Source organism: Mucilaginibacter gracilis (assembly GCF_003633615.1).
GTDB lineage: Bacteria > Bacteroidota > Bacteroidia > Sphingobacteriales > Sphingobacteriaceae > Mucilaginibacter > Mucilaginibacter gracilis.
The window spans coordinates 5394784-5415307 of the sequence record NZ_RBKU01000001.1 but is presented as its reverse complement, the minus strand read 5'-3'; the positions used below and the strand labels follow the sequence as shown (position 1 = coordinate 5415307).

18 protein-coding genes are annotated in these 20524 nt (G+C 43.1%); 13 read left to right on the top strand and 5 right to left on the bottom strand.

The genetic code is table 11. From position 1 onward, the window contains the following. Positions 1 to 9: 9 nt before the first annotated feature. On the bottom strand, positions 10 to 495 hold the full coding sequence (locus BDD43_RS23985) for a hypothetical protein (RefSeq protein ID WP_121200466.1): 486 nt from the start codon (positions 493 to 495) through the stop codon (positions 10 to 12). A 125-nt stretch (positions 496 to 620) separates the two neighbouring features. On the opposite strand from BDD43_RS23985, the gene BDD43_RS23980 reads away from it, so the two are divergent. The 13 genes from BDD43_RS23980 (at position 621) to BDD43_RS23920 (ending at position 14132) form a co-directional block, all read left to right on the top strand. Then, positions 621 to 1484 (top strand): universal stress protein, encoded by an 864-nt coding sequence (locus BDD43_RS23980; RefSeq protein ID WP_162847162.1) that lies wholly within the window; start codon positions 621 to 623, stop codon positions 1482 to 1484. 40 nt (positions 1485 to 1524) lie between these two features. Next, on the top strand, positions 1525 to 4053 hold the full coding sequence (locus BDD43_RS23975; RefSeq protein ID WP_121200462.1) for a cation-translocating P-type ATPase: 2529 nt from the start codon (positions 1525 to 1527) through the stop codon (positions 4051 to 4053). Then, on the top strand, positions 4050 to 5165 hold the full coding sequence (locus BDD43_RS23970; RefSeq protein ID WP_121200460.1) for an Acg family FMN-binding oxidoreductase: 1116 nt from the start codon (positions 4050 to 4052) through the stop codon (positions 5163 to 5165). The genes BDD43_RS23975 and BDD43_RS23970 overlap by 4 nt, the downstream gene beginning before the upstream one ends. Positions 5166 to 5234: 69 nt before the next feature. Beyond that, on the top strand, positions 5235 to 5690 hold the full coding sequence (locus tag BDD43_RS23965; protein ID WP_121200458.1) for a hypothetical protein: 456 nt from the start codon (positions 5235 to 5237) through the stop codon (positions 5688 to 5690). A gap of 16 nt (positions 5691 to 5706) precedes the next feature. Next, positions 5707 to 6519 carry a DUF6544 family protein gene (locus BDD43_RS23960; protein ID WP_121200456.1) on the top strand — a complete coding sequence of 271 codons (813 nt, stop codon included), beginning with the start codon at positions 5707 to 5709 and terminating at the stop codon, positions 6517 to 6519. 64 nt (positions 6520 to 6583) lie between these two features. Continuing rightward, positions 6584 to 7420, top strand: a complete 837-nt coding sequence (locus tag BDD43_RS23955; RefSeq protein ID WP_121200454.1) for a PstS family phosphate ABC transporter substrate-binding protein — start codon at positions 6584 to 6586, stop codon at positions 7418 to 7420. Positions 7421 to 7423: 3 nt separating this feature from the next. Next, the gene (pstC, locus tag BDD43_RS23950) at positions 7424 to 8314 is read left to right on the top strand and encodes a phosphate ABC transporter permease subunit PstC (RefSeq protein ID WP_121200453.1); all 891 of its coding nucleotides are present in this window, start codon (positions 7424 to 7426) and stop codon (positions 8312 to 8314) included. Continuing rightward, complete coding sequence (gene pstA, locus BDD43_RS23945; RefSeq protein ID WP_121200451.1) at positions 8311 to 9156, top strand: phosphate ABC transporter permease PstA; 846 nt, start codon at positions 8311 to 8313, stop codon at positions 9154 to 9156. The genes pstC and pstA overlap by 4 nt, the downstream gene beginning before the upstream one ends. Further along, positions 9149 to 9910, top strand: a complete 762-nt coding sequence (pstB, locus tag BDD43_RS23940) for a phosphate ABC transporter ATP-binding protein PstB (protein WP_121200449.1) — start codon at positions 9149 to 9151, stop codon at positions 9908 to 9910. The genes pstA and pstB overlap by 8 nt, the downstream gene beginning before the upstream one ends. A gap of 281 nt (positions 9911 to 10191) precedes the next feature. Further along, complete coding sequence (locus BDD43_RS23935; protein ID WP_121200447.1) at positions 10192 to 10731, top strand: cupin domain-containing protein; 540 nt, start codon at positions 10192 to 10194, stop codon at positions 10729 to 10731. A gap of 99 nt (positions 10732 to 10830) precedes the next feature. Then, positions 10831 to 11076, top strand: coding sequence for a hypothetical protein (locus tag BDD43_RS23930; RefSeq protein WP_008513208.1), 246 nt, complete (start codon positions 10831 to 10833; stop codon positions 11074 to 11076). 14 nt (positions 11077 to 11090) lie between these two features. Beyond that, a complete protein-coding gene (locus BDD43_RS23925; protein ID WP_121200445.1) occupies positions 11091 to 12167 on the top strand; it encodes a glycoside hydrolase family 130 protein in 1077 nt (358 codons plus the stop codon). A 399-nt stretch (positions 12168 to 12566) separates the two neighbouring features. Continuing rightward, positions 12567 to 14132 carry a sensor histidine kinase gene (locus BDD43_RS23920; RefSeq protein WP_121200443.1) on the top strand — a complete coding sequence of 522 codons (1566 nt, stop codon included), beginning with the start codon at positions 12567 to 12569 and terminating at the stop codon, positions 14130 to 14132. A gap of 488 nt (positions 14133 to 14620) precedes the next feature. On the opposite strand, the gene ltrA is transcribed toward BDD43_RS23920, so the two are convergent. The 4 genes from ltrA to BDD43_RS23900 form a co-directional block, all read right to left on the bottom strand. Next, positions 14621 to 16297, bottom strand: coding sequence for a group II intron reverse transcriptase/maturase (gene ltrA, locus BDD43_RS23915; protein WP_121196347.1), 1677 nt, complete (start codon positions 16295 to 16297; stop codon positions 14621 to 14623). Positions 16298 to 16971: 674 nt separating this feature from the next. Further along, positions 16972 to 17388 carry a hypothetical protein gene (locus BDD43_RS23910; RefSeq protein WP_121200441.1) on the bottom strand — a complete coding sequence of 139 codons (417 nt, stop codon included), beginning with the start codon at positions 17386 to 17388 and terminating at the stop codon, positions 16972 to 16974. A 315-nt stretch (positions 17389 to 17703) separates the two neighbouring features. Then, positions 17704 to 19257 carry a TonB-dependent receptor gene (locus BDD43_RS23905; protein ID WP_246001774.1) on the bottom strand — a complete coding sequence of 518 codons (1554 nt, stop codon included), beginning with the start codon at positions 19255 to 19257 and terminating at the stop codon, positions 17704 to 17706. 91 nt (positions 19258 to 19348) lie between these two features. Further along, positions 19349 to 20521 (bottom strand): PepSY-associated TM helix domain-containing protein, encoded by a 1173-nt coding sequence (locus BDD43_RS23900; RefSeq protein WP_162847161.1) that lies wholly within the window; start codon positions 20519 to 20521, stop codon positions 19349 to 19351. Positions 20522 to 20524: the final 3 nt, after the last annotated feature.

Here is a 20524-nt window from a genome sequence, read left to right as displayed (position 1 = left end):
GAGATTAATTTAATCATTGTCTTTCCCGCTTCCTTCTTTCGCCGGCGATATCGCGTTGGTTCCGATCTCGGTATGCCTGATCTGTCCACCGAGGTAACCTGTTCTGGCAACGAGGCCAAATCCGATTAGGGAAGCAAATAATGCGATCAATGCAAAGGGCCTTACCAGCGAAGGGCTTTTCCAGGTTACAAAAAGCCCTGCTATTGAAATTACCCCGACGGCGATCAAAGCGATCAATGATGTCAGCGCAGATTCAGCATGTTCGTCAATGATATTTTTAGAGATTCCTTGTATATGCTCGACCGTTTCTTCTGCACCTTCACCGGTTGAATAAGCTATACCGGCACCTATAGCCGAAATGATCAGAACATTATAAGCGGCGATCAATGTCGTATTGCTTTTTCTCCATATCCCATGGATCAAAACAAACGCACCTAATATAGAACCGAATATCGGCAGGTGGGTGATCAGTAAATGAATGTGTGTTTGACTCATGATCTTTTTTATCAAAGATGTCAAATAAGGGGCTTGCTTTTAATGACGGCTATCAGCCATTACAATGATTAAGGTCATTATTATCAGTGATTTAAATGCCAGATTTGCAGTCTATAAAAGCTGTTATGAAAACGATCCTGATGCTGACTGATTTCTCAGGCAACGCTACGCATGCAGCCCGTGCTGCGGCCACTGTCGTTGAGAAATTACACGCCGATATCTTGCTGTTCAACACCTATTATGATCATCCCATATTGCCAGCTTATGGCGGCGGGCCATGGGTGGTAGAAGAGTTTGTGTTCCGCAAAGAGGATAGTACAGCACAACTTTCGCATTTAGCCATTCAGCTTAGGCACGTCATTGCCGATCAAACAAAAAATGGCTTCAGGCCCAAAACTGATTACCAGAGTGGTGAAGGTTCGCTCGGTGAGAATGTTGAGGTTATTTTAAAGGATAAAGCGATTGATATGATCGTGATGGGAGGAAGTACAAATAGCGGCCTTGAACACTTATTTTTTGGCAGCGACACGATGGATGTGATCAATCATGCCAACTGCCCTGTCCTGGTTATTCCTCCAAAAGCTTTATTAAAAAAAATAAATAAGGTTACGGTAGCTACCGCATTTGAACTGGCCGATATTAATGCCATCACGTACCTGGTGGGGCTGGCTAAGAACATCGGTTTTGAACTGGAGATCGTTCATGTATCATTAACAGAAAAGGACGAGGAACCCGTTAAGGAACGGGCGATCCATAATCGCGTCCGCGCTATAAAACAAGCCAATGTCACCTATCAGCAGATCAGGGGAAAAGATGTGATCAAACGGTTAAAAGGAATGTGTAAAGACAACGGCTCAGATATACTGGCCCTGGTACACTATCAGCACGGTTTTTTTGCCGATATCTTCAGGACGAGTAATACGGAACAGGCACTATCCGGAAATCATTTGCCGATAATGGTCATTCCGTCGCAATTAATTAACCCATAAGGTGACTATCATATAGTCCTCCTGTTAAACAATTACCCAGATGCCTTTAGAAAAATTAACTATACAGGGACTAACCACAGCACAGGTAACTGAAGCCAGGGCAAAATACGGGCGAAACGTTTTAGATTATAGAAAGGAAAACGGGTTTATTGATGCGGTAAAAAGCCTCGCAAAAGAGCCGATGGTAATTTTATTGCTGGTTACGTCGTGTATTTACTTCATCAGTGGAAAAACCGGCGACGGTATTTTTCTGGCTTCGGCAATTGTGCTGGTGGCTGGTATTTCCTTATACCAGGATTCTCGCAGCAGGAACGCACTCGAAAAATTAAAGGAGTTTTCCCAGCCGTCCTGCAAGGTAATCAGGAATGGAAAAGTGGAAGAAATAAAAAGTGAAGACCTCGTAATGGGTGATAGCTTAAGGATAGAAGAAGGCACCTCTATTACCGCTGATGGTGTTATCGTTCAATCGAATGACTTTTCTGTCAATGAAAGTATCCTTACCGGTGAGTCTTTGGCCGTTTATAAAGATAAAGACGCGACTGATCATTTAATTTTTCATGGAACCACGGTAGCAAGCGGCCTGGCTATAGCTACCATTACCGCAATAGGCAACGAAACCCGGTTAGGAAAGATCGGCAAAAGCCTGGAAGCTATAGTGGAAGAAAAGACCCCATTGGAATTACAGATCAACAACTTTGTAAAAAAAATGGTGATTGCCGGGGCGATTGTATTTTTGACCGTATGGGGCATTAACTATTTACATTCGGCTAACGTTCTCGATAGCCTGATCAAAGCGCTTACACTGGCGATGAGTATCCTGCCGGAAGAGATCCCGGTAGCATTTACTACGTTCATGGCCCTGGGCGCCTGGCGGCTGATGAAAATGGGCATCGTAGTCAAACAAATGAAAACGGTTGAAACTTTGGGCAGCGCATCTGTGATATGCACCGATAAAACCGGTACACTAACCGAAAATAAAATGAGCCTGGCGAGGGTTTATCTGCTGAAACAGAATCAGACTTTAAAAGCAGAAAGCATCACCAGCGAACCTGAAAAGGAATTGATCAGGATTGCGATGTGGGCCAGTGAACCCATGCCTTTTGATCCGATGGAAATTGCCCTGCACGAGGCCTATTCAAAAAGCTCCAAAATGGATGAACGGCTTACTTATAAAATGATCCATGAATATCCGCTGGGCGGCAAACCGCCCATGATGACCCACCTGTTCGAGAATGCAGAGGGGGAGCGCATTATCGCAGCAAAAGGTGCACCCGAAGCGCTGATTAAAGTCAGTGATCTGTACGATATCGAGAAAGACCGGATAACTTCTGCAATTAAGCAACTCGCAGCGGAGGGATACCGTGTATTGGCTGTCGGGCAGGCCATTTTTAACGGTAATGAATTCCCAGCTACACAGCAGGAGTTTAAATTCGCATTTAAAGGGCTGGTGGCTTTTTACGATCCTCCAAAGAAAAATATCAGTGCAGTAATGCAGGATTTTTACAAAGCCGGTATCGCAGTAAAGATCATTACGGGCGATAACGCGGAGACTACCGGAGCTATCGCCCGTCAAATTGATTTCCACGGTTTTGATCAATGTATCAGCGGCGACGCGCTGATGCAATTGTCTGACAAAGAGCTTGGGGATAAGGTAGAAACCGTTAATATTTTTACTCGGATGTTCCCGGATGCCAAACTCAGGATCATCAATGCCTTAAAAGCTAAAAACGAGATCGTAGCCATGACCGGCGACGGCGTGAACGATGGCCCCGCACTAAAGGCTGCAAACATTGGCATAGCTATGGGCAAAAAGGGGACAGAAATTGCCAAACAGGCGGCGTCGCTGATCCTGCTGGAAGATGATCTATCCAAAATGGTGGATGCCATAGCCATGGGCAGGCGTATTTATACTAATTTGAAAAAGGCGATCCAGTATATTATCTCCATCCATATCCCTATCGTATTAACTGTATTTATTCCTTTGGCCCTGGGCTGGATCTACCCCAATATATTTTCGCCGGTACATATCATTTTCCTGGAATTGATCATGGGGCCAACCTGTTCCATTATTTATGAGAATGAGCCGATGGAAAAGAATACCATGCTGCAAAAACCACGACCGTTCAGCACCACTTTTTTTAACTGGAAAGAATTAACCACCAGTATTATACAAGGTTTGGTGATCACAATCGGCACGCTGGCAACCTACCAGTATGCCGTAAGCAAAGGGGCAGATGAACAGCTAACCCGTACCATGGTATTTACCTGCCTGATCGCCGCCAATATATTATTGACACTGGTGAACCGTTCCTTCTTTTATTCAGTGCTCACGACCATCAGGTATAAAAATAACCTCGTTTTGCTAATCATCAGTAGCACCTTGCTTATTTCAGCTACTTTAATTTATGTAAGACCGTTAGCAATTTTCTTCAGTTTCGAGCCATTAAAATTGGAACAGCTTTTAATCAGTGCGGGTATCGGCTTTTTGTCGGTAATATGGTTTGAACTTTTTAAATGGCGAAAACGAATGACAGCCAAAAAGATTGCTGCAAATAATACCCCATCATGAACAGAAGGAAATTTTTAGGTATAACAGGGACATCGGTGGTTATAGCAGGGATAACTTATTACGCCCTGAGCGATAAAAGCAATTTTGTGAGGGCCGATCTGAAGCCTGATACCGCAGTTAAAACTCAACTGAACATAGATGAAAGGCGCATATTATTCCTTGCATCCCTGGCTCCGAGCGGCCACAATACGCAACCATGGCTGATAAAATATATCGAGCCGCTGCATTGGATTATCTTCAATGATAAAACTAAATGGTTGCCTGCTGTCGATCCGGCGCAAAGGGAAACGATGCTATCCATTGGTGCATTTATTCAAAACCTGGAATACGCCGCCAATAATCTGGGCTATAGTTGCCAATTTAGTTTGTTGGCTAATACTAACCAGGATGAAAATGTAATGGAAGTAAAACTGATCAAGTCGGGAAACCTCTTCAGGTATGATACCAAAACTATCATACAACGCCGGACGGTAAGATCAAACATGCTGTCCGAAGCATTGAAAACTGAAGATGTCAGGCTGCTAGTGGCCAATGAACCTGATTTTATTCGCTTTGTACCCCGTACAGCTAAAGCTTATCAATATCTGAACGAACAAACCATCGAAGCCAATAAGATCCAGTCCTATCGTAACGCAGCGCAAAAAGAATTGGCTGACTGGATAAGGTTTTCAAATAAGGATGCAGAGAAATACCGTGACGGTTTAACTCCGGGAAGTATGGAAATCGAGGGTATTTCCGGCTGGGTGGTGCGAAACTTTTATGGGAAACCGAACGTGATGGGTAATAGCTTCAGAGATCAGAATATTAAACAGGCAGAACAGCAGGTAGCATCTTCTGCAGGCTGGTTTTTAATCACAAGTAAGGATGCTTCTGTGCCGAGCCTCATCGAAACAGGGCGGCGGATGCAGCGGCTGTTCCTGAAAGTAAGAGATCAGAATATCGCTATACACCCCATGACCCAAATACTGGAGGAGCCGTCCATACATCAAGGCCTTAATGCCTCTGTCGGCATCACTGACCGGGTGCAGTTCATTTTAAGGACAGGTTATGTAAAACATTATCCCGAACCGGTTTCGTTAAGGCGGCCGGTAGACTGGCTGATACGCTCCTGACGAAGAAACAATCCATTCAATAACAAATAAGATATTCTAAATTCTGACCAACACACACCTTGCAACAAAATGAAATCAACAATAGGGCGAAACTGCCTGATCTTATTATTGGGTTTTCTGAGTTTAGGGGCTATAGGTGGAGGTGCATCATTAATCATTTCGCCAAATGGCAGCTTGATAGGTATGCCATTGTTCCTGCTGAAGAAGTCTCCTTTTCACGATTTTTTAATACCAGGGATCGTTTTATTTCTATTGCTTGGCGTAGCTCCATTCGTGTTAGTTTTTGCACTGATCAGAAAACCGGCATCTGAATTTGCCGAAAAACTTAACTGCTATGATGATATGTACTGGGCCTGGACCTTTAGTATTTATACGGCATTTATGCTGATCGCATGGATACAGTTGGAAATGATGTTTTTACAGGCGGTAAGCTGGCTGCATACTTTCTATATGTCTCTTGCCATTGCTATATTATTTGTCGCCTTATTGCCGGCAGTCAGGAGTTTATATCAAAAATCATCTTAATTTAAATAGGAAGATTATGCTCATTACAGTAATAGTCATTACAGCGCTTTTAGCAGCATTTATCATGGGTAGGGTTAACCTTGCTGTCCGGTTCGGTAAAACCGTGAACCGGCTTTTTGCTTCAGCAAAACCAGTTTCAGATAAAACCTTTAATTACGACCAACTAACAGGTTTACCAAAGCCTGTGCAGCGGTATTTTAAACATGTTTTAAGAAACGGGCAACCTTACATCAGTTACGTCAGTCTTTTACACGACGGGCAATTTAAAACGGGCCTGGATAAGGACTGGACGGCTATTAAAGGCGAACAATATTTCACCGTCGAAAAGCCAGGCTTCATCTGGAAAGGCACAACCTCCCTCTTCACTGCCCGTGATATGTATATTGCTGATAAGGGCAGGCTTATCGTTTCCATTTTGTCCCTTTACAATGTGGTAGATGCACAGGGAGAGAGCTTTAACCAGGGCGAGTTGTTGCGATGGTTGGCTGAAGGGGTTTGGTTTCCCACCAACCTACTGCCCGGAGATCAACTGAAATGGTTAGCCATTGATGAGAATACAGCAAAACTTACCTTTAGCTATAACGGAATGTTCCTGTACTACATTGTAACATTTGATGGCGAAGGGTTGATTACACAAATGGAAACCAAACGCTATATGGAAAAAGGCCGGCTGGAAACCTGGATAGGTAAAATGGCCGGTTATAAGCAGATCAACGGCGTATTCGTACCAACAAACATACAAGCCATATGGAGGTTAGAAAAAGGCGACTTCTGTTATGCTAAATTTAGGGTAACCAAAATAGTTTACGACCAGCCCCTGATATTTTAATTGGTGATAGATATTTAACATCAATAACATATTGCTACCCTATATTACAAAAATTAATAAGTTCATGATGAAATACTTACTGTGCTTATTAATCATCCTGTTGGTTTCGTGTAGCGACGCAGGCAAATTTATCAAAGTAAAGGGCTCTGATACGGAGGTTAACTTGGCGGTTAGCCTGGCCGAAAACTTTTATAAGGAACATCCGGATTTCAGTGTGGCGATCTCGGGCGGCGGATCTGGCCTGGGTATTGCTTCATTGCTTAACGGGCAAACTGATATAGCCAATTCATCCAGGCCATTGAACGCCGAAGAAATTATGTTGCTGAAGACAAAAGGCATCCCTATACGAACGGTGATTTTTGCGGAGGATGCCACAGCTTTTATCGTTCACAAGGATTTTCACCTGGATTCTATTGACATAGCAACGTTAACCAAAGTATTAAACGGGCAATACAAAACCTGGAAACCGGTTACGGGGCAGGATATGCCGATCAGTATTTACGGAAGGCAAAGCAATTCGGGAACGCATTCTTTCATCAGTAAAAAATTAAAGATGGAATTTAGCCGGGATGCCAAGGAAATGAACGGTAATGCCCAGATTGTGGAGGGTATTAAGCACGACAGATCCGGAATTGGTTATGTGGGCGCCGGCTACATACTCAATAACGGAACCGAACAACCCATTAAAGTATTAAAGATAATTGCTAAACCGGGAAGCATTGCGGTGTCTCCTTTAGATATCAAAGCAATTGCTGCTCGCCGGTATTATTTTCAGCGACCGTTATATCAGTTTATACCCCTTACATCCTGGAAAAAGGTGTCTGCATTTATTGATTTTGAAAAAAGCGCTGCAGGCCAAAAGATCATCACCACCTCCGGTTACTACATTATCCTCAAATAAGATATGAAATTAGCGATCAGAGAAAAAACAGATCAAGCTGCCAAATTATTGTTCAGGATGACCGGCCTGATGGTGATCGCTATACTGGCGGGTATATTCTTTATGCTGCTGTGGAATACAGTAGCCTTTTTTTTGAAAATAAAGCCCTGGGATTTTATTACCGGCACCCAATGGAATCCATCAGGAACCCCTGCTAATTATGGTATGCTGCCCTTGTTAGTGAGTACCAGCCTGGTTACGCTGGGTGCCATGTGTATCGCTATTCCTTTGGGTATAGGAACTGCATCCTTCCTGTCGGACTATGCGGGCAGAAAGCTAAAAAGCGTATTGAAACCAGCCATAGAGATGTTGGCTTCCGTCCCATCAGTAGCTATCGGATTTTTAGATATCGTCGTATTAGGCCCAGGCATTGCCAGTATCACAGGTCAATCAAATGGATTGAATGCACTTAATGGTGCTGTATTATTAGCTATCATGTCATTACCTACCATTATCACCGTAACCCAGGACGCGCTGGAGGGCGTGCCGAACGCCTACAAAGAAGCAAGTTACAGCGTTGGCGCCAACCGGTGGCAAACCTTGATACAAGTAACCATACCAGCCGCGGCACCGGGTATTTTGGCAGCTGTGATGCTGGGTGTTGGCCGTGCCATTGGCGAAACGATGACGGTATTAATGGCCACCGGCAACGCATCCGCTTTTCCAAAAGGATTTTTTCATTCGGTACGAACCATGACGGCTACCATCGCTATTGAGATGGGGGAGGTGCCTTATCAAACTACGCATTATTACGCGTTGTTCGCCATTGCGGCAGTGCTGTTTTTAATGACGTTATTGGTGAATATTGTTGGGGAGTACTTTGTAAACAAATACCGAAAATACCAGGCAGCATGATGAAAAAGCTCACACCAATTATTGAATGGGGAACTTTGCTTTTAACCACAGGTTTGGTTTGTTTTTTCCTGTTAGCCATTTTATGGGATCTGATCAGTAAAGGGTCTTCGTCCTTATCCTGGGCATTTATCAGCACTTCACCAAGTGACGGGATGACCAAAGGTGGTATTTTACCTGCCATTATCGGCACGGTATTACTCACATTGATCACAGCCTTAATAGCGGCACCCTTTGGTATTTGCTGCGCTATTTACCTGAACGAATATGCTGAGGATAGCTGGCTCACCAGGATCATCAGGGCCTCGATACGTAATTTAGCAGGCGTGCCCTCCATTATTTATGGCTTGTTCGGGCTGGCGTTGTTTGTACAAGGCCTGCAAATGGGAACTTCGCTTTTAGCTGCGGGATTAACGCTGGGCCTTTTATCGCTGCCCTATATTATCATTACCACCGAAGAAGCGTTAAGACGCGTTCCCAACAGTATGCGTCAGGCTGCTTTAGCGGTTGGAGCCACCCAATTTGAGTCTATCCGCGATGTGGTGTTGCCGTCTGCAATTCCGGGCATGTTAACCGGCCTGGTACTCACGCTATCCCGTGCGGCCGGGGAAACAGCCCCCATTTTGTTTACTGGCGTAGCTTTTTACATCAATAAACCGGCCGGTTATTTAAACCAGGAATTTATGGCGCTGCCGTACCATTTGTATATGTTATCTACCCAACACCAGGCTATTGAACAAGTAAGGCCCTTAGCTTACGGCACGGCATTGGTATTGATCATTGTGGTATTCTTTTTAAACCTTTCGGCTTTTTATATACGTTATCAGCATAGTAAACATGAATAAAGAGCGCGTCAAACTATCGGCAACAAACGCAAACCTGTGGTTTGGCAACAAGCAGGTTTTAAAAAACGTAACCGTAGCTTTTCCTCAAAATAAGATCACAGCCCTCATCGGCCCTTCTGGTTGCGGCAAAAGTACCCTGCTTAGATGCTTTAACAGGATGCATGATCTTTCAGCCGAGGTAAGGATCGAAGGTGAGTTTTTACTCGAAGACCAGAACCTGTATAAAGGGAAACTTTCTGCCACCGAAGTCCGGCGGCGTGTTGGGATGGTTTTTCAGCAGGCTAATCCCTTCCCAAAGAGTATTTATGAAAACATCAACTACGGTTTAAAGATCAATAATATCCCTAAAGACCAGCGCCCCGGTATCATTGAAAATGCATTGAAGGAAAGTTATATATGGGATGAGGTTAAAGATGACTTACAAAAACCGGCAACGAGGTTATCCGGCGGTCAGCAGCAGCGCTTGTGTATAGCCCGGGCCGTTGCCCTGCGCCCTGAGGTGATCTTGATGGATGAACCCTGCTCGGCTTTAGACCCGATCAGCACGGCAAAGATAGAAGAGCTCATATTGAGGCTTAAAAAAGATTATACCATCGTAATTGTGACGCACAATATGCAGCAGGCACAGCGGATAGCTGACCAAACTGTTTTTATGTACCTGGGCGAGATAATTGAGTCAGGCGATACGAAACAGATCTTTGATAAACCCGCTAATGAACTGACAAAGAATTATGTGAAGGGACATTTTGGATAGTATAACCGTTTGTTTTGATATTGAAATCGTCAACCGTCATAGGTTCATCATGTATCCGGTACTAAAAAAATCAAACAGGACACAAGAGCAAGTTTCTTTAATTTGAAATGGTAAATCCTTCGGCGGCCAGAAGGCAAAGGGTTGCTTGCCTTATCTATTTCCCTTTAAAATCTTAACTGTCTCTCATTCAATTTGATTGACGCTACAGCATCATTGTTTATAATGATGGCTGTCACTTCTTTAACTCTTTATTAAGGTCACTTTTATAAAAAAGATTTACTATGAAAAAAATATTGTTTCCAATTGCGCTCTTAACAGCAACATTAGTATTTGCCAATGGTTTAAGAGCCGCCGGCCGACCGTCCGGGCCAATGCTGGTTACAGACACTATCCAGAAGGCTAAACAAACCCAAAAAACGCAGATGAAAGGATTTAAAACAGACATCCAAAAGGATGCTACCGAAAACAAGAACTTCAGAAAGGTACTTTATACCGCCAAACACCTTCAGCTAGTGCTGATGAGCCTGAAGCCTGGCGAGGAAATCGGCTCGGAAACACACGCCAAAAGCGATCAGTTCTTTCGGTTTGAAGGAGGCAGTGGGATATGCATCATTAATTCAACCACCTATATCGTAAAGGATGGCGACGTTATTATAGTACCTGCCGGATCTAAACACAATGTTATTAATACCGATGCGCACAAGGACCTGAAACTTTATACAATTTACGCCATACCGCAGCACAAGGACGGCATCATACGTGCCACAAAAAAAGATGCGGAACAGCATGAAGCTAAATTTGATGGTAAAACAACGGAATAAGTTTTCCTTATCAATACATTTGCCCGGCTGCATTTTAAGTGTTGCAGCCGGACTTTTAAAGTATAGAATTGAACTTTATTCTTCGCCGATACCCATCTTATGAAATTCCTGCGATTTAATTTTTGTCACCCTGTTAAAGGGAATGTTCATCTAACGCTATTATCTAAAGATACCCCTAAAAGCCAGCATTCGGTATTTGACAGCCAAGAAACAAATCTGATCGAAGTGCCGATTGACCATTGTGAGGATGGAAAATGGAAAATTGAATTAGACTGGGAATATGAAAATGAATTCTTTATGCATAAAAAGGAGTTTGAAATCAAAGCCCACAAAAAGATTTATTAGCTAACTATTACCACATGGATGAACTTCAAATGCATCGTATCGGGATAATCATGAGGCCTGAACCTGGCAATGAGATGGAGGTCGAAGGTGTATTGAATCCTGCTGCAATTCGCGGACCTGACGGAGACCTCTATTTATTCCCACGGCTGGTGGCGAAAGGTAATTATTCGCGTATTGGCATAGCAAAAGTAATATTCGATGAAAAAGGCGAACCGGTTGGTGTAAAGCGTCTTGGAGTCGTATTGGAACCAGAAGCCGATTATGAAAAAAGGCCGGAAGGTGGCGGGTGTGAAGACCCGAGGATTACCTATTTTGAGCCGATACAGCAATACATCATGACGTACACTGCCTTCTCGTCAAAGGGGCCGCGCATTGCTTTGGCTATTTCAAAAGATCTACTTCACTGGGAGCGTTTAGGGCTCGCGGATTTTGCGGATTATAAGCTGATCACCTTTAATGACGTATATAATAAAGATGCCTGCATTTTTCCCAGGTCGATGACGAGTCCGCATGGCGATACTTCCATGGTAATGCTGCATCGCCCGTTATTTCCCGGCACTACGCCGGAAGACATCATGTGTGATCCCGAAGACCGCAGGATCAGGGATCACCACGAATGTATCTGGATATCCTATAGTGATTTGATGTTAAATGGCAGCCGGGCCGAACATCTTCAGGAATTTGAATCAAACAGCCCATTAGCGCTACCCGAAGCAGCTTGGGAAAAGATCAAGATCGGCGCAGGAACCCCACCGGTAATGTCAAGGCATGGCTGGCTGATGGTTTATCACGGCGTACACCAGATGCCTGCTGTTAACGATGAGCCGCATCACCTGGTTTACTCAGCAGGGGTTATGATCTTAGATGAGAATCACCCTGACAAAATTCGCTATCGTTCGGCCAGTCCTGTATTAAAGCCGGAGTTATTGGAAGAGCGTGTAGGAATTGTTCAAAGCGTAGTTTTTCCTACTGGAATTGACAGGCGGGACGATTTGGGAACGCCAAACAGGTTTGATATATACTATGGCATGGCGGATAATTGTATTGGGGTGGCAAGACTTGATATTCCTGATAACATAACTCTATTTTAGAAAAACAATATAACACAACAGTGCATTCCATTATATCCCTGAAAAATAGAAACCATTTTTCGCACTTAGTAATTATCGGTTAAACATTTCAAAAAGTATACCTAAAATTTTTAACGGTCTTTTTAAAGTACACGGGTACTCCCTCTTAGAAAAACCGAGTGAAATTTCCGGCATCCTTACTCCTTAGACAAAAAAAAAGTTACTGACCGCTGGCCAGTCATTTATCTATAAGACAGCCATATAACCAAATCGAATTTTCACGCATGACCGGAAATTGCCATTTAAAACCCGGAAAACACCGATCGCAAAATTCTATGGAGCGATTATTGACGTAAATGTAAATTAACAATCCGCATTTTTATTTACCGTTAATAATCGTTAGCTGCGTCGGCGGCCATTATGGATACAAACAACATTGCGGAGCAATTAATCATTGCCAACCAGGATAAGGCCAGATTTGAAGCAGAACTGATCCTTGCGAATATAGAGCTGGATTTTCAGAATGAGGAAAAACAGAAGCGCTCGGCAGAACTGACTATTGCCAATAAAGAACTGGATTTTCAGATCAGAGAAAAAGCGGATCGTGCTTCCGAACTAATTCTTGCTAATAAGGAGCTCCATTTCCAAAACGCAGAAAAGGAAAAACGTACAGCCGAGCTGGTTATCGCCTACAGCCAACTGGATGTACAGAACCGGGAGCGTGAAAAGCGCGATGCTGAGCTCATCCTGGCCAATATCGAACTCATTTTTCAAAATGGAGAAAAGGAAAAACGTGCTGCCGAGTTGGTTATCGCCTATAGCCAATTGGATTTTCAAAATCGGGAGCGTGAAAAACGCGCTGCCGAGCTAATCCTGGCTAATACTGAACTGATTTTTCAAAATCAGGAAAAGGAAAAACGTGCTGCGGAACTTATACTTGCCAATAAGGAACTGATCTTTCAGAATATTGAAAAGGAAAAACGCGCTGCAGAACTAATTGTAGCCAACAAAGAATTACTTTTTCAAAATGAAGAAAAAGAAAAGCGGGCGAATGAGTTAATTATAGCCAATAAGGAATTGGTTTTCCAAAATCAGGAAAAGGGTAAACGTGCAGCGGAACTCATCATTGCAAATATCGAACTTGATTTCCAGGACGAGGAAAAGGAAAAACGCGCAGCTGAACTCTTGATCGCGCTAAAAGAATTGGGCTATCAGGATGAAGAAAAAAGCAAACGTGCTGCTGAACTTATTATCGCCAACCGGGAACTGCTGGTTCAAAAACTCGAAAAAGACAGGAGAGCGGTCGCCGAAGCTAAGAAAGACGAATTTTTCAACATGGTAAGTCATGAATTTAAAACCCCATTGACGAATATTAAAGCCATTCATCAGTTACTGGAGAAAAAAACAGACAAAACGGATAAGATTTATCCTTTTCTTTCCAATGCGAGCAACAGCATCAAACGACTTGAAAAACTGATCGCGGACCTGTTGGATGTCACCAAGATCAATTCCGGACAAATTGATCTGAATATCGCCGCATTCTATTTTGCAGATGCTTTAACTTTAACCAATAGTATTGCTAATGTTGAATTGGCTTCTATTCAGCATGAGATAATTCTTCAAAACTCCGTTGATCTTTTTTACGGCGGAGACCAATACCGGATCGAACAGGTATTGATCAACCTACTGACTAATGCCATTAAATACTCACCGGATGCTCACCAGGTAATAGTTCATGCATCGATGGATAATGGCCACATATCGGTATGCGTAGAGGACTTTGGAATAGGAATCGACAAGAAAGATATAGAGCATTTATTCCAGCGCTTTTACCGGGTCAGTAAAACAGCCTTACAATATCAGGGTGTCGGACTCGGTTTATATATCGCTTCGGAGATCATAAAAAAACATAAAGGGACTTTTTACGTCAAAAGTGAACCTGGAAAAGGTAGTGCTTTTTGTTTTAATTTGCCTTTGATTCCATAAAGTTGACCTGAAAAACGATTCGGTTAAAATATGATCTTCATGATACTTAAAGAGGTCAATCTTTTAAAGGTTAAGCACTTATTATATCTTTAATTCAGCCCAATTACACATCTTCTAAGTCAGTTGCACTGGAATCTCCAATTAGACCCTATATTTTCTTTAACGAAAGTCGTCTTCTCTACCATTGCCAGGAACATTTCCGGCGTACCATTAAATCCCGGTTTGATCCGGAACAGTTTTTAAAAAAAATTTACTAATCCACCATAGCCCTTAAATACAATAAAAGCCCCGCTTATATTGTAAATATAAGCAATGCTGTTCCGCTTTGTCAAGTGTACAACCGGGCATCAGTTAGATAATGGCAAGCACTCCGTGCCGGGCTTTCCGCTGTATCTTCTTCGAAGGATTAAACTCAGCCGTAAAGTCGCCTTTACGGCTGGTCTTCAGAACCGTGCATGAAAGTTTCCCTTCACACGGCTCCTCGTCCGTTAATCATTTATATGAAGCAAGCTGTCTTTCCTCGTTTTGGTCACATGACAATGAGCATGTAATAGTTGCACATTAGCCCATATATCTTTTCCTCCCAAATACAAAGGAATAATATGGTCGGTATCCATATCATCGCCTAATGTAAACTGTAATTTGCATATTGAACATCGACCTTTCTGTTTCCTCAAAAGCATGGCTTTTCTGTTTGATAACGTAGGGTATCTACCAAGCCTTGCTCCCCAATAAGACCAGTCACCATCGTATGGTGAGCGGTTCTCTTTAACTTTGACGTGCCTAATGATTGGAGTTTCACTATAGAGTCTAAGAGGCTTCCCTTTACGAGCAGCAAATGTCCAACGACCGGTTTCCAATCGCCAGTACTTGCGGTTTACCCAAGTTTGGGTCTTATTCGGGTGTCTTCGATTCGCCCATCGCCTCAAAGATTGAAACAACTTATGTGACATATTACTAAACACCCTCTTTGATACAACTGTTGAATGAAATTTACTCCATCCCCTTATGACAGGATTAAGTTGTTCTATCAGGCGTTCTTGTTCGATTGTACGATTACGACGTACAATGTTTTGTATGGCTTTATGTTGTTTCTTTTGAGACTTTTTCGATGGCCTAATAAAAGTTTTGAAGCCGAGAGGCTTCCCATAGTTGCTTTTTCCTGTATGCGTTTTGCCAACATTGTATTGGCCAATGTGCATACCTAAAAAGTCGAATCCCCGGTTGCCATGTTCATCCTGTAGTAAGGTGTGTGCAATTCTCGTCTTTTCCTCTTTCAGGTTTAAATCAATATCTGCAAGCCATAATTCTATAGCTGCCTTACAATGATTTATAACCGCGAGATCTTTATGAAAGACTAAGAAGTCATCAGCATATCTAATAAGTATTGGGCCGCCGCGAACAGGGAATTTCTCTTTAACGATTTGTTCCATGCCGTGTAAAGCAATGTTAGCCAACAATGGAGAAATCACACCGCCTTGCGGCGTGCCTTGTTCAGTCTGGTTAAATACATCATCCTCTAACACCCCGGCTTTTAACCAAGCCCTAATCAATCTTCTTAGGCTGGGAATGGTATTTAACTTTGTTAACAGTTTTTCATGACTGATTTTATCAAAGCATTTCTCGATATCGGCATCTAATACATACTTAGGCTTACTTTTGATTGATAAAAAGATTGCTTCAATAGCATCATGGACTGAGCGACCAGGCCTAAACCCATAACTATTGGGTTCAAACCTCGCTTCCCATTCGGATTCAAGGGCTAATTTAACCAATGCCTGTGCAGCACGGTCTTTCATAACGGGTATGCCCAAAGGGCGTTTTTCATCGCTGTTTGGTTTCGGAATCCATATTCGGCGAGTTGGTTTAACCTTTGCTTCCAATAAGTCTTGGTTGCTAAGTTTCATTCGCTGCACCGGCGTTAGTTTTCTTACACCATCAACACCCGCTGTTTTCTTGCCTTGATTGTCCTGTGTTACTTTCCTAACCGCCAATAGCTTGGCGGCATTAGATTTCAATAACAGTTTTTGTAGTTTGCGCATAGATATTATATCTCCGCGCATGCTTGCCTGATAAATCCGTTTTTGCAGCTTGAAAACATTACGCTGAACCTTCGTCCAGTTAATTGTGTTCCATTCATACATCGGTCGTATTGCCGTGTTCATCGTCTTAAGTTGCTACTTACTAAATCTATCATTAACGTCGTGGGTACGTCTGCCTATCCTTTGGCTTTCCCAAAGGCATTTGCTTTTTACCCAATCTCTTCTTATTAAGGCATAAGGATGGCTTCCCTCTGCTACTGCAGAGCCTTAATAAGATTACCTTGTTCCGATTATCTGTATGGTCTTAATTGACTAAGGGTTAGCGTCCTATTCTTCACCGGATTACAATTGTTTGAACGATTGATGGACGACATAACCATCAATCCTGTAATCGCTCCCATTTTGGGCAAGCCTTACAACCGTAGTTGAATAATCTGAGTAGGCTTGTTGACAGTGACGATGATTCAAACATAGGTTCGTTGCCTACGCATACCTCTACACTCGCAAAGGATTGAGTGTCAGATTCCACTCGTACTTGCTTTCTTCCCTGCTGCACCTATACAGTTGCCACCTGTATAAATGAGGAAAGTGTTTTCATCTGTTCAAATAGATGGAATGGTGTTCCCATTCACCAGATAATCAGTTATTACAAAGAACATTTTTGTAATGTCCGCTTACTTTACTCACGGACAACAAGTCACACATGCCGCTGCTATCCCTCTCGCGAACAAGTTGTCTGATTTACGATTTTTGGTGCCATTTACATCATCCTACATTAACAGGCAATTGATTGGGTGCTAAATCCGAATAAGTTTAATATTCAATATTTCAAATTGATTAAATCGAACGATGTAAAGTGTATTGCTAATTTCATCAATCAACGAACTGAATCCAGCCCTCGACGAAGAATCAATAGTAATTGCATCTATCTCACATAAAGTATTAAAATAAAATTGCTCAATACGCGGTTCGCTCCAATAATGCGAATTTGATGCATAGTCAAACAATTGCCCCCGATAAGTCACCCAATAACGATATCGTTTTTCATTCAGCTCGCCAACGAGCGCAGCCAATTCCTCACTGGTTCGGGTTAATTCTATTCTTTCTTCGGCTTTTAGCTGATTTAATTGAGCCTTGATTTGAAGAAGAACTTTCTTCTCGTTTAAAGGCGCAATTTTCGTTTTTAATTCTTCTATTCTGGCAATTCGATCCATAGTGATGTGGTTTAAATTTGGTTTATTTCTACAAATCAAAGCATGACGATTGGTTTAAGTTACGTACGATCGTTTTCAAGACTACAAATATATTTATTTGGTTCTCACTTCGCCGGAGCTATTTCGACATTCTTGTTACCTGTTAAAATACTTGGGGTGACCGCAGCAATTTTCATGATAAAATCTACACAGTAGGGTTTGTATCGCCTTCGGCTCCAATGGCATTTTTTTATTTAATCAATGAATATTTTAAACGAAACGGGTAAAAAGCGCAGCTAAAATCAAGCCCGGATCTGTCGTGGGGTTTGCAAGAGACTACGGCATAAACGGCTTCCTCCCCAAAGGGTCCCCTCCAATTATTCCGTTTCCGTAATCGTAACGTATGCCTGCGGTGAAATCCAATTGGTTAGTTAGCGAATAGGTGGCCTGTCCGAAGAATGCATAACCTTTGTTGTTGCCATGGCTGTTGCCGATGGTGGTAAATGGCGCACCGGATGTCGGATCGAGCTGTAAATAGTCGGGCCCATAATAGACCGGCGAGTAGGTATAGAGATTTTGTGTAAAGCCATACGCGCCCGCAACCCATTTGAATTTGCTCTGGCTTGCCGATGGCGAGGCAAAACGTATTTCCTGTGAGAAAACATGCTGGTGATTATCCGGCGCGGTGCTGAGTATGTCCAGGGGACTGAAATCGTAGTCTACGCCTTTACCCTCGTACCAGGCGTGCCAATCAATGTAAGATGATACCGAAGTGAAGTTAAAATCCTTACCATAGTAATTGGCTGCCAGCGAGGTATTGAAGTTGTTTCTCCGTTCCACATTGGTATTGTTGGTATTGACCTGATAAGGCTTGGAAAATACGTCATCAATTGATCCTACCCAGGGAAAACTACCCCGGTCATTGTCGTTCTCGGTTTTCACGTTAAGCGCAAGCGACCATTGTTTAGACGGCAGGTACCGTAAATTAAAGTTGCCGGAATAATCCTCTCTGCGGTCGAAACCGCTTTTGGTGAATTCATTATAGTAGATCGAGCCGCGGTGATTATAAGTAAACGAACCGCTGGCAAACAGCTTGTCTTTGATGATAGGTTTTGAAAGGCTAACCGTATACCGCTGCTGCCCGTAATTACCGAAGGTCATTTCTGCATAACCGGAAGGTGTATTACCGGGTTGTTTAGTGGTAATGTTCACCACACCACCAAAGGCGTTACGCCCGTACAGCGTTCCCTGCGGCCCGCGCAGGATCTCGATACTCTGCACATCATTGAACAAGGGCGGCGCGGAAAAGTAATCGAACTGGTAAACACCATCTACATAGGTAGCAACCGCCTGCTCGTTGGAAAACCCCATCACCCCGCGTATGTTGAAGAAATTGGAGCTGGTGCTGTTGCCATGTTCCACCACAAATAAACTCGGGGCAATGGCGGTGAGGTTGGTGATATCCCATAACCGATACTCCTTAATTTGTTTAGCATCTAAGGCGGTGATCGCCGCCGGGATTTTCTGTATAGCCTCCTGGCGTTTTTCGGATGATACCGTCACCTCATTGAGTTGCTGGTTGCTTTCCGCAAGTTTAAAATCGATGACCAGTGTCTGGCCTTTACTCAGTTCCAAAGACTTAAGTTGGGAAGCATAGCCTACGGCAGAAACGCTTATAGTATAACTACCGGCTGTTAAATTGCTTATGCTATATTTCCCCTGGTTGTCAGTTAAGCTACCATAGTTGGTATTCAACAGCTTAACGGTTGTTTTATTAATGCCTTCTCCCGCCGATGTGGTAACGGCACCCTGTATTTTCCCTGATTGGGCCAATGCGGGGATACTAAAGCATACCAATATGAGGGTTGTAATTTTAAAAATTGTTTTCATAAATGTTTTTACATTTTATAGTTACTGAACCAACAAGCTCATTATTTCATTTTCTTCGGTCAGGTTTCATCCCGGCCAATTTTTTCGTAGCCTACACCAAGGACATTTCCCTATCTACGGTTGCGGCTTTCGTCGCTTTTGATTTCTTTCTACGTTTACCCCACCAGACATAAAATCCGGTGACCGGCAGTGTCGCCGAGATCAGGCTGGCGATGAAAGCCAGCACCTTAGTCCATATACCTAAAATTCCACCGGTATGAATATCATAGTTCATGCGCTTGATCTTATCACCCAAGCCCGCTTTTTCATAAAGACCAGCTTCAAAGCCGCTGCCTTTGCCTTGTAATGGTTTCAGACTATACTGGTCAAAATACCAGGTCTCACGTAGGTAATGGGTATCCTTATTGGGGTTATAAAACACCATAAAGGCCGCGTTCTTTTTTTCAGGGTAATAAAATGTAAACGCGGTTTCCTCGACGTATGGTTTTCTTCCCAGGCATTCCGCCCAAACAAGATCAGCCTTATTGTTGAGCGAATCGCTTAGCACAGGATTTTTTGACATGGGTTTCTTTGTGGTTTTCAATTGGTGCCCGCCGCTCGTCAGCCAATAAAAACCCTGGCCGAACCATTTGTAGCCCATGACCAGGCCTGTAGTGCAGATACAGAGCAGAATGAGCATGGCATAAAAACCCAACACGTTATGCAGGTCATAGTTCAGCTTTTTCCATTTGGCCCCCCAGCGGATGGAGAAGCTCAGGCCAGCCTGTTTCCTGCTTTTCGGCCACCACAAGATCAAACCTGTGATCAATAGGAAGAAGAACATCAGTACGCCAGCGGGAACAATAATTTTACCGATTTCTTTTGGCAGCCATAGGTAATAATGCCCTTGCAGTATGATTCTGAAAAAATCATCCTTCATCACCTTGATCTTTAAGATCTGGCCGTTATAGGGATCGACGTAAATATTGGTAGCCATCGAGCCCATTTTCATGCCCATATAGTTGACTACTGCCGATCTGCCTGGCCCATTATAGGTAATGGTGCCGACGTTTTTGCCTTTAAACCTTTCTTCAACTATCTTTTTCAATTGCGATGGCGGCAAAAGCACCTTACCGGTTTGCACATATTGAAACGGTTCGGTTACACTGCGGATCTCTTTTTCAAATACGATGATACAGCCGGTGATGCTAACGATCACCACAATAATGCCGGAGATCAATCCCAACCAGAGATGGATAAATCCGATAACCTTTTTTGCTGTCATGAT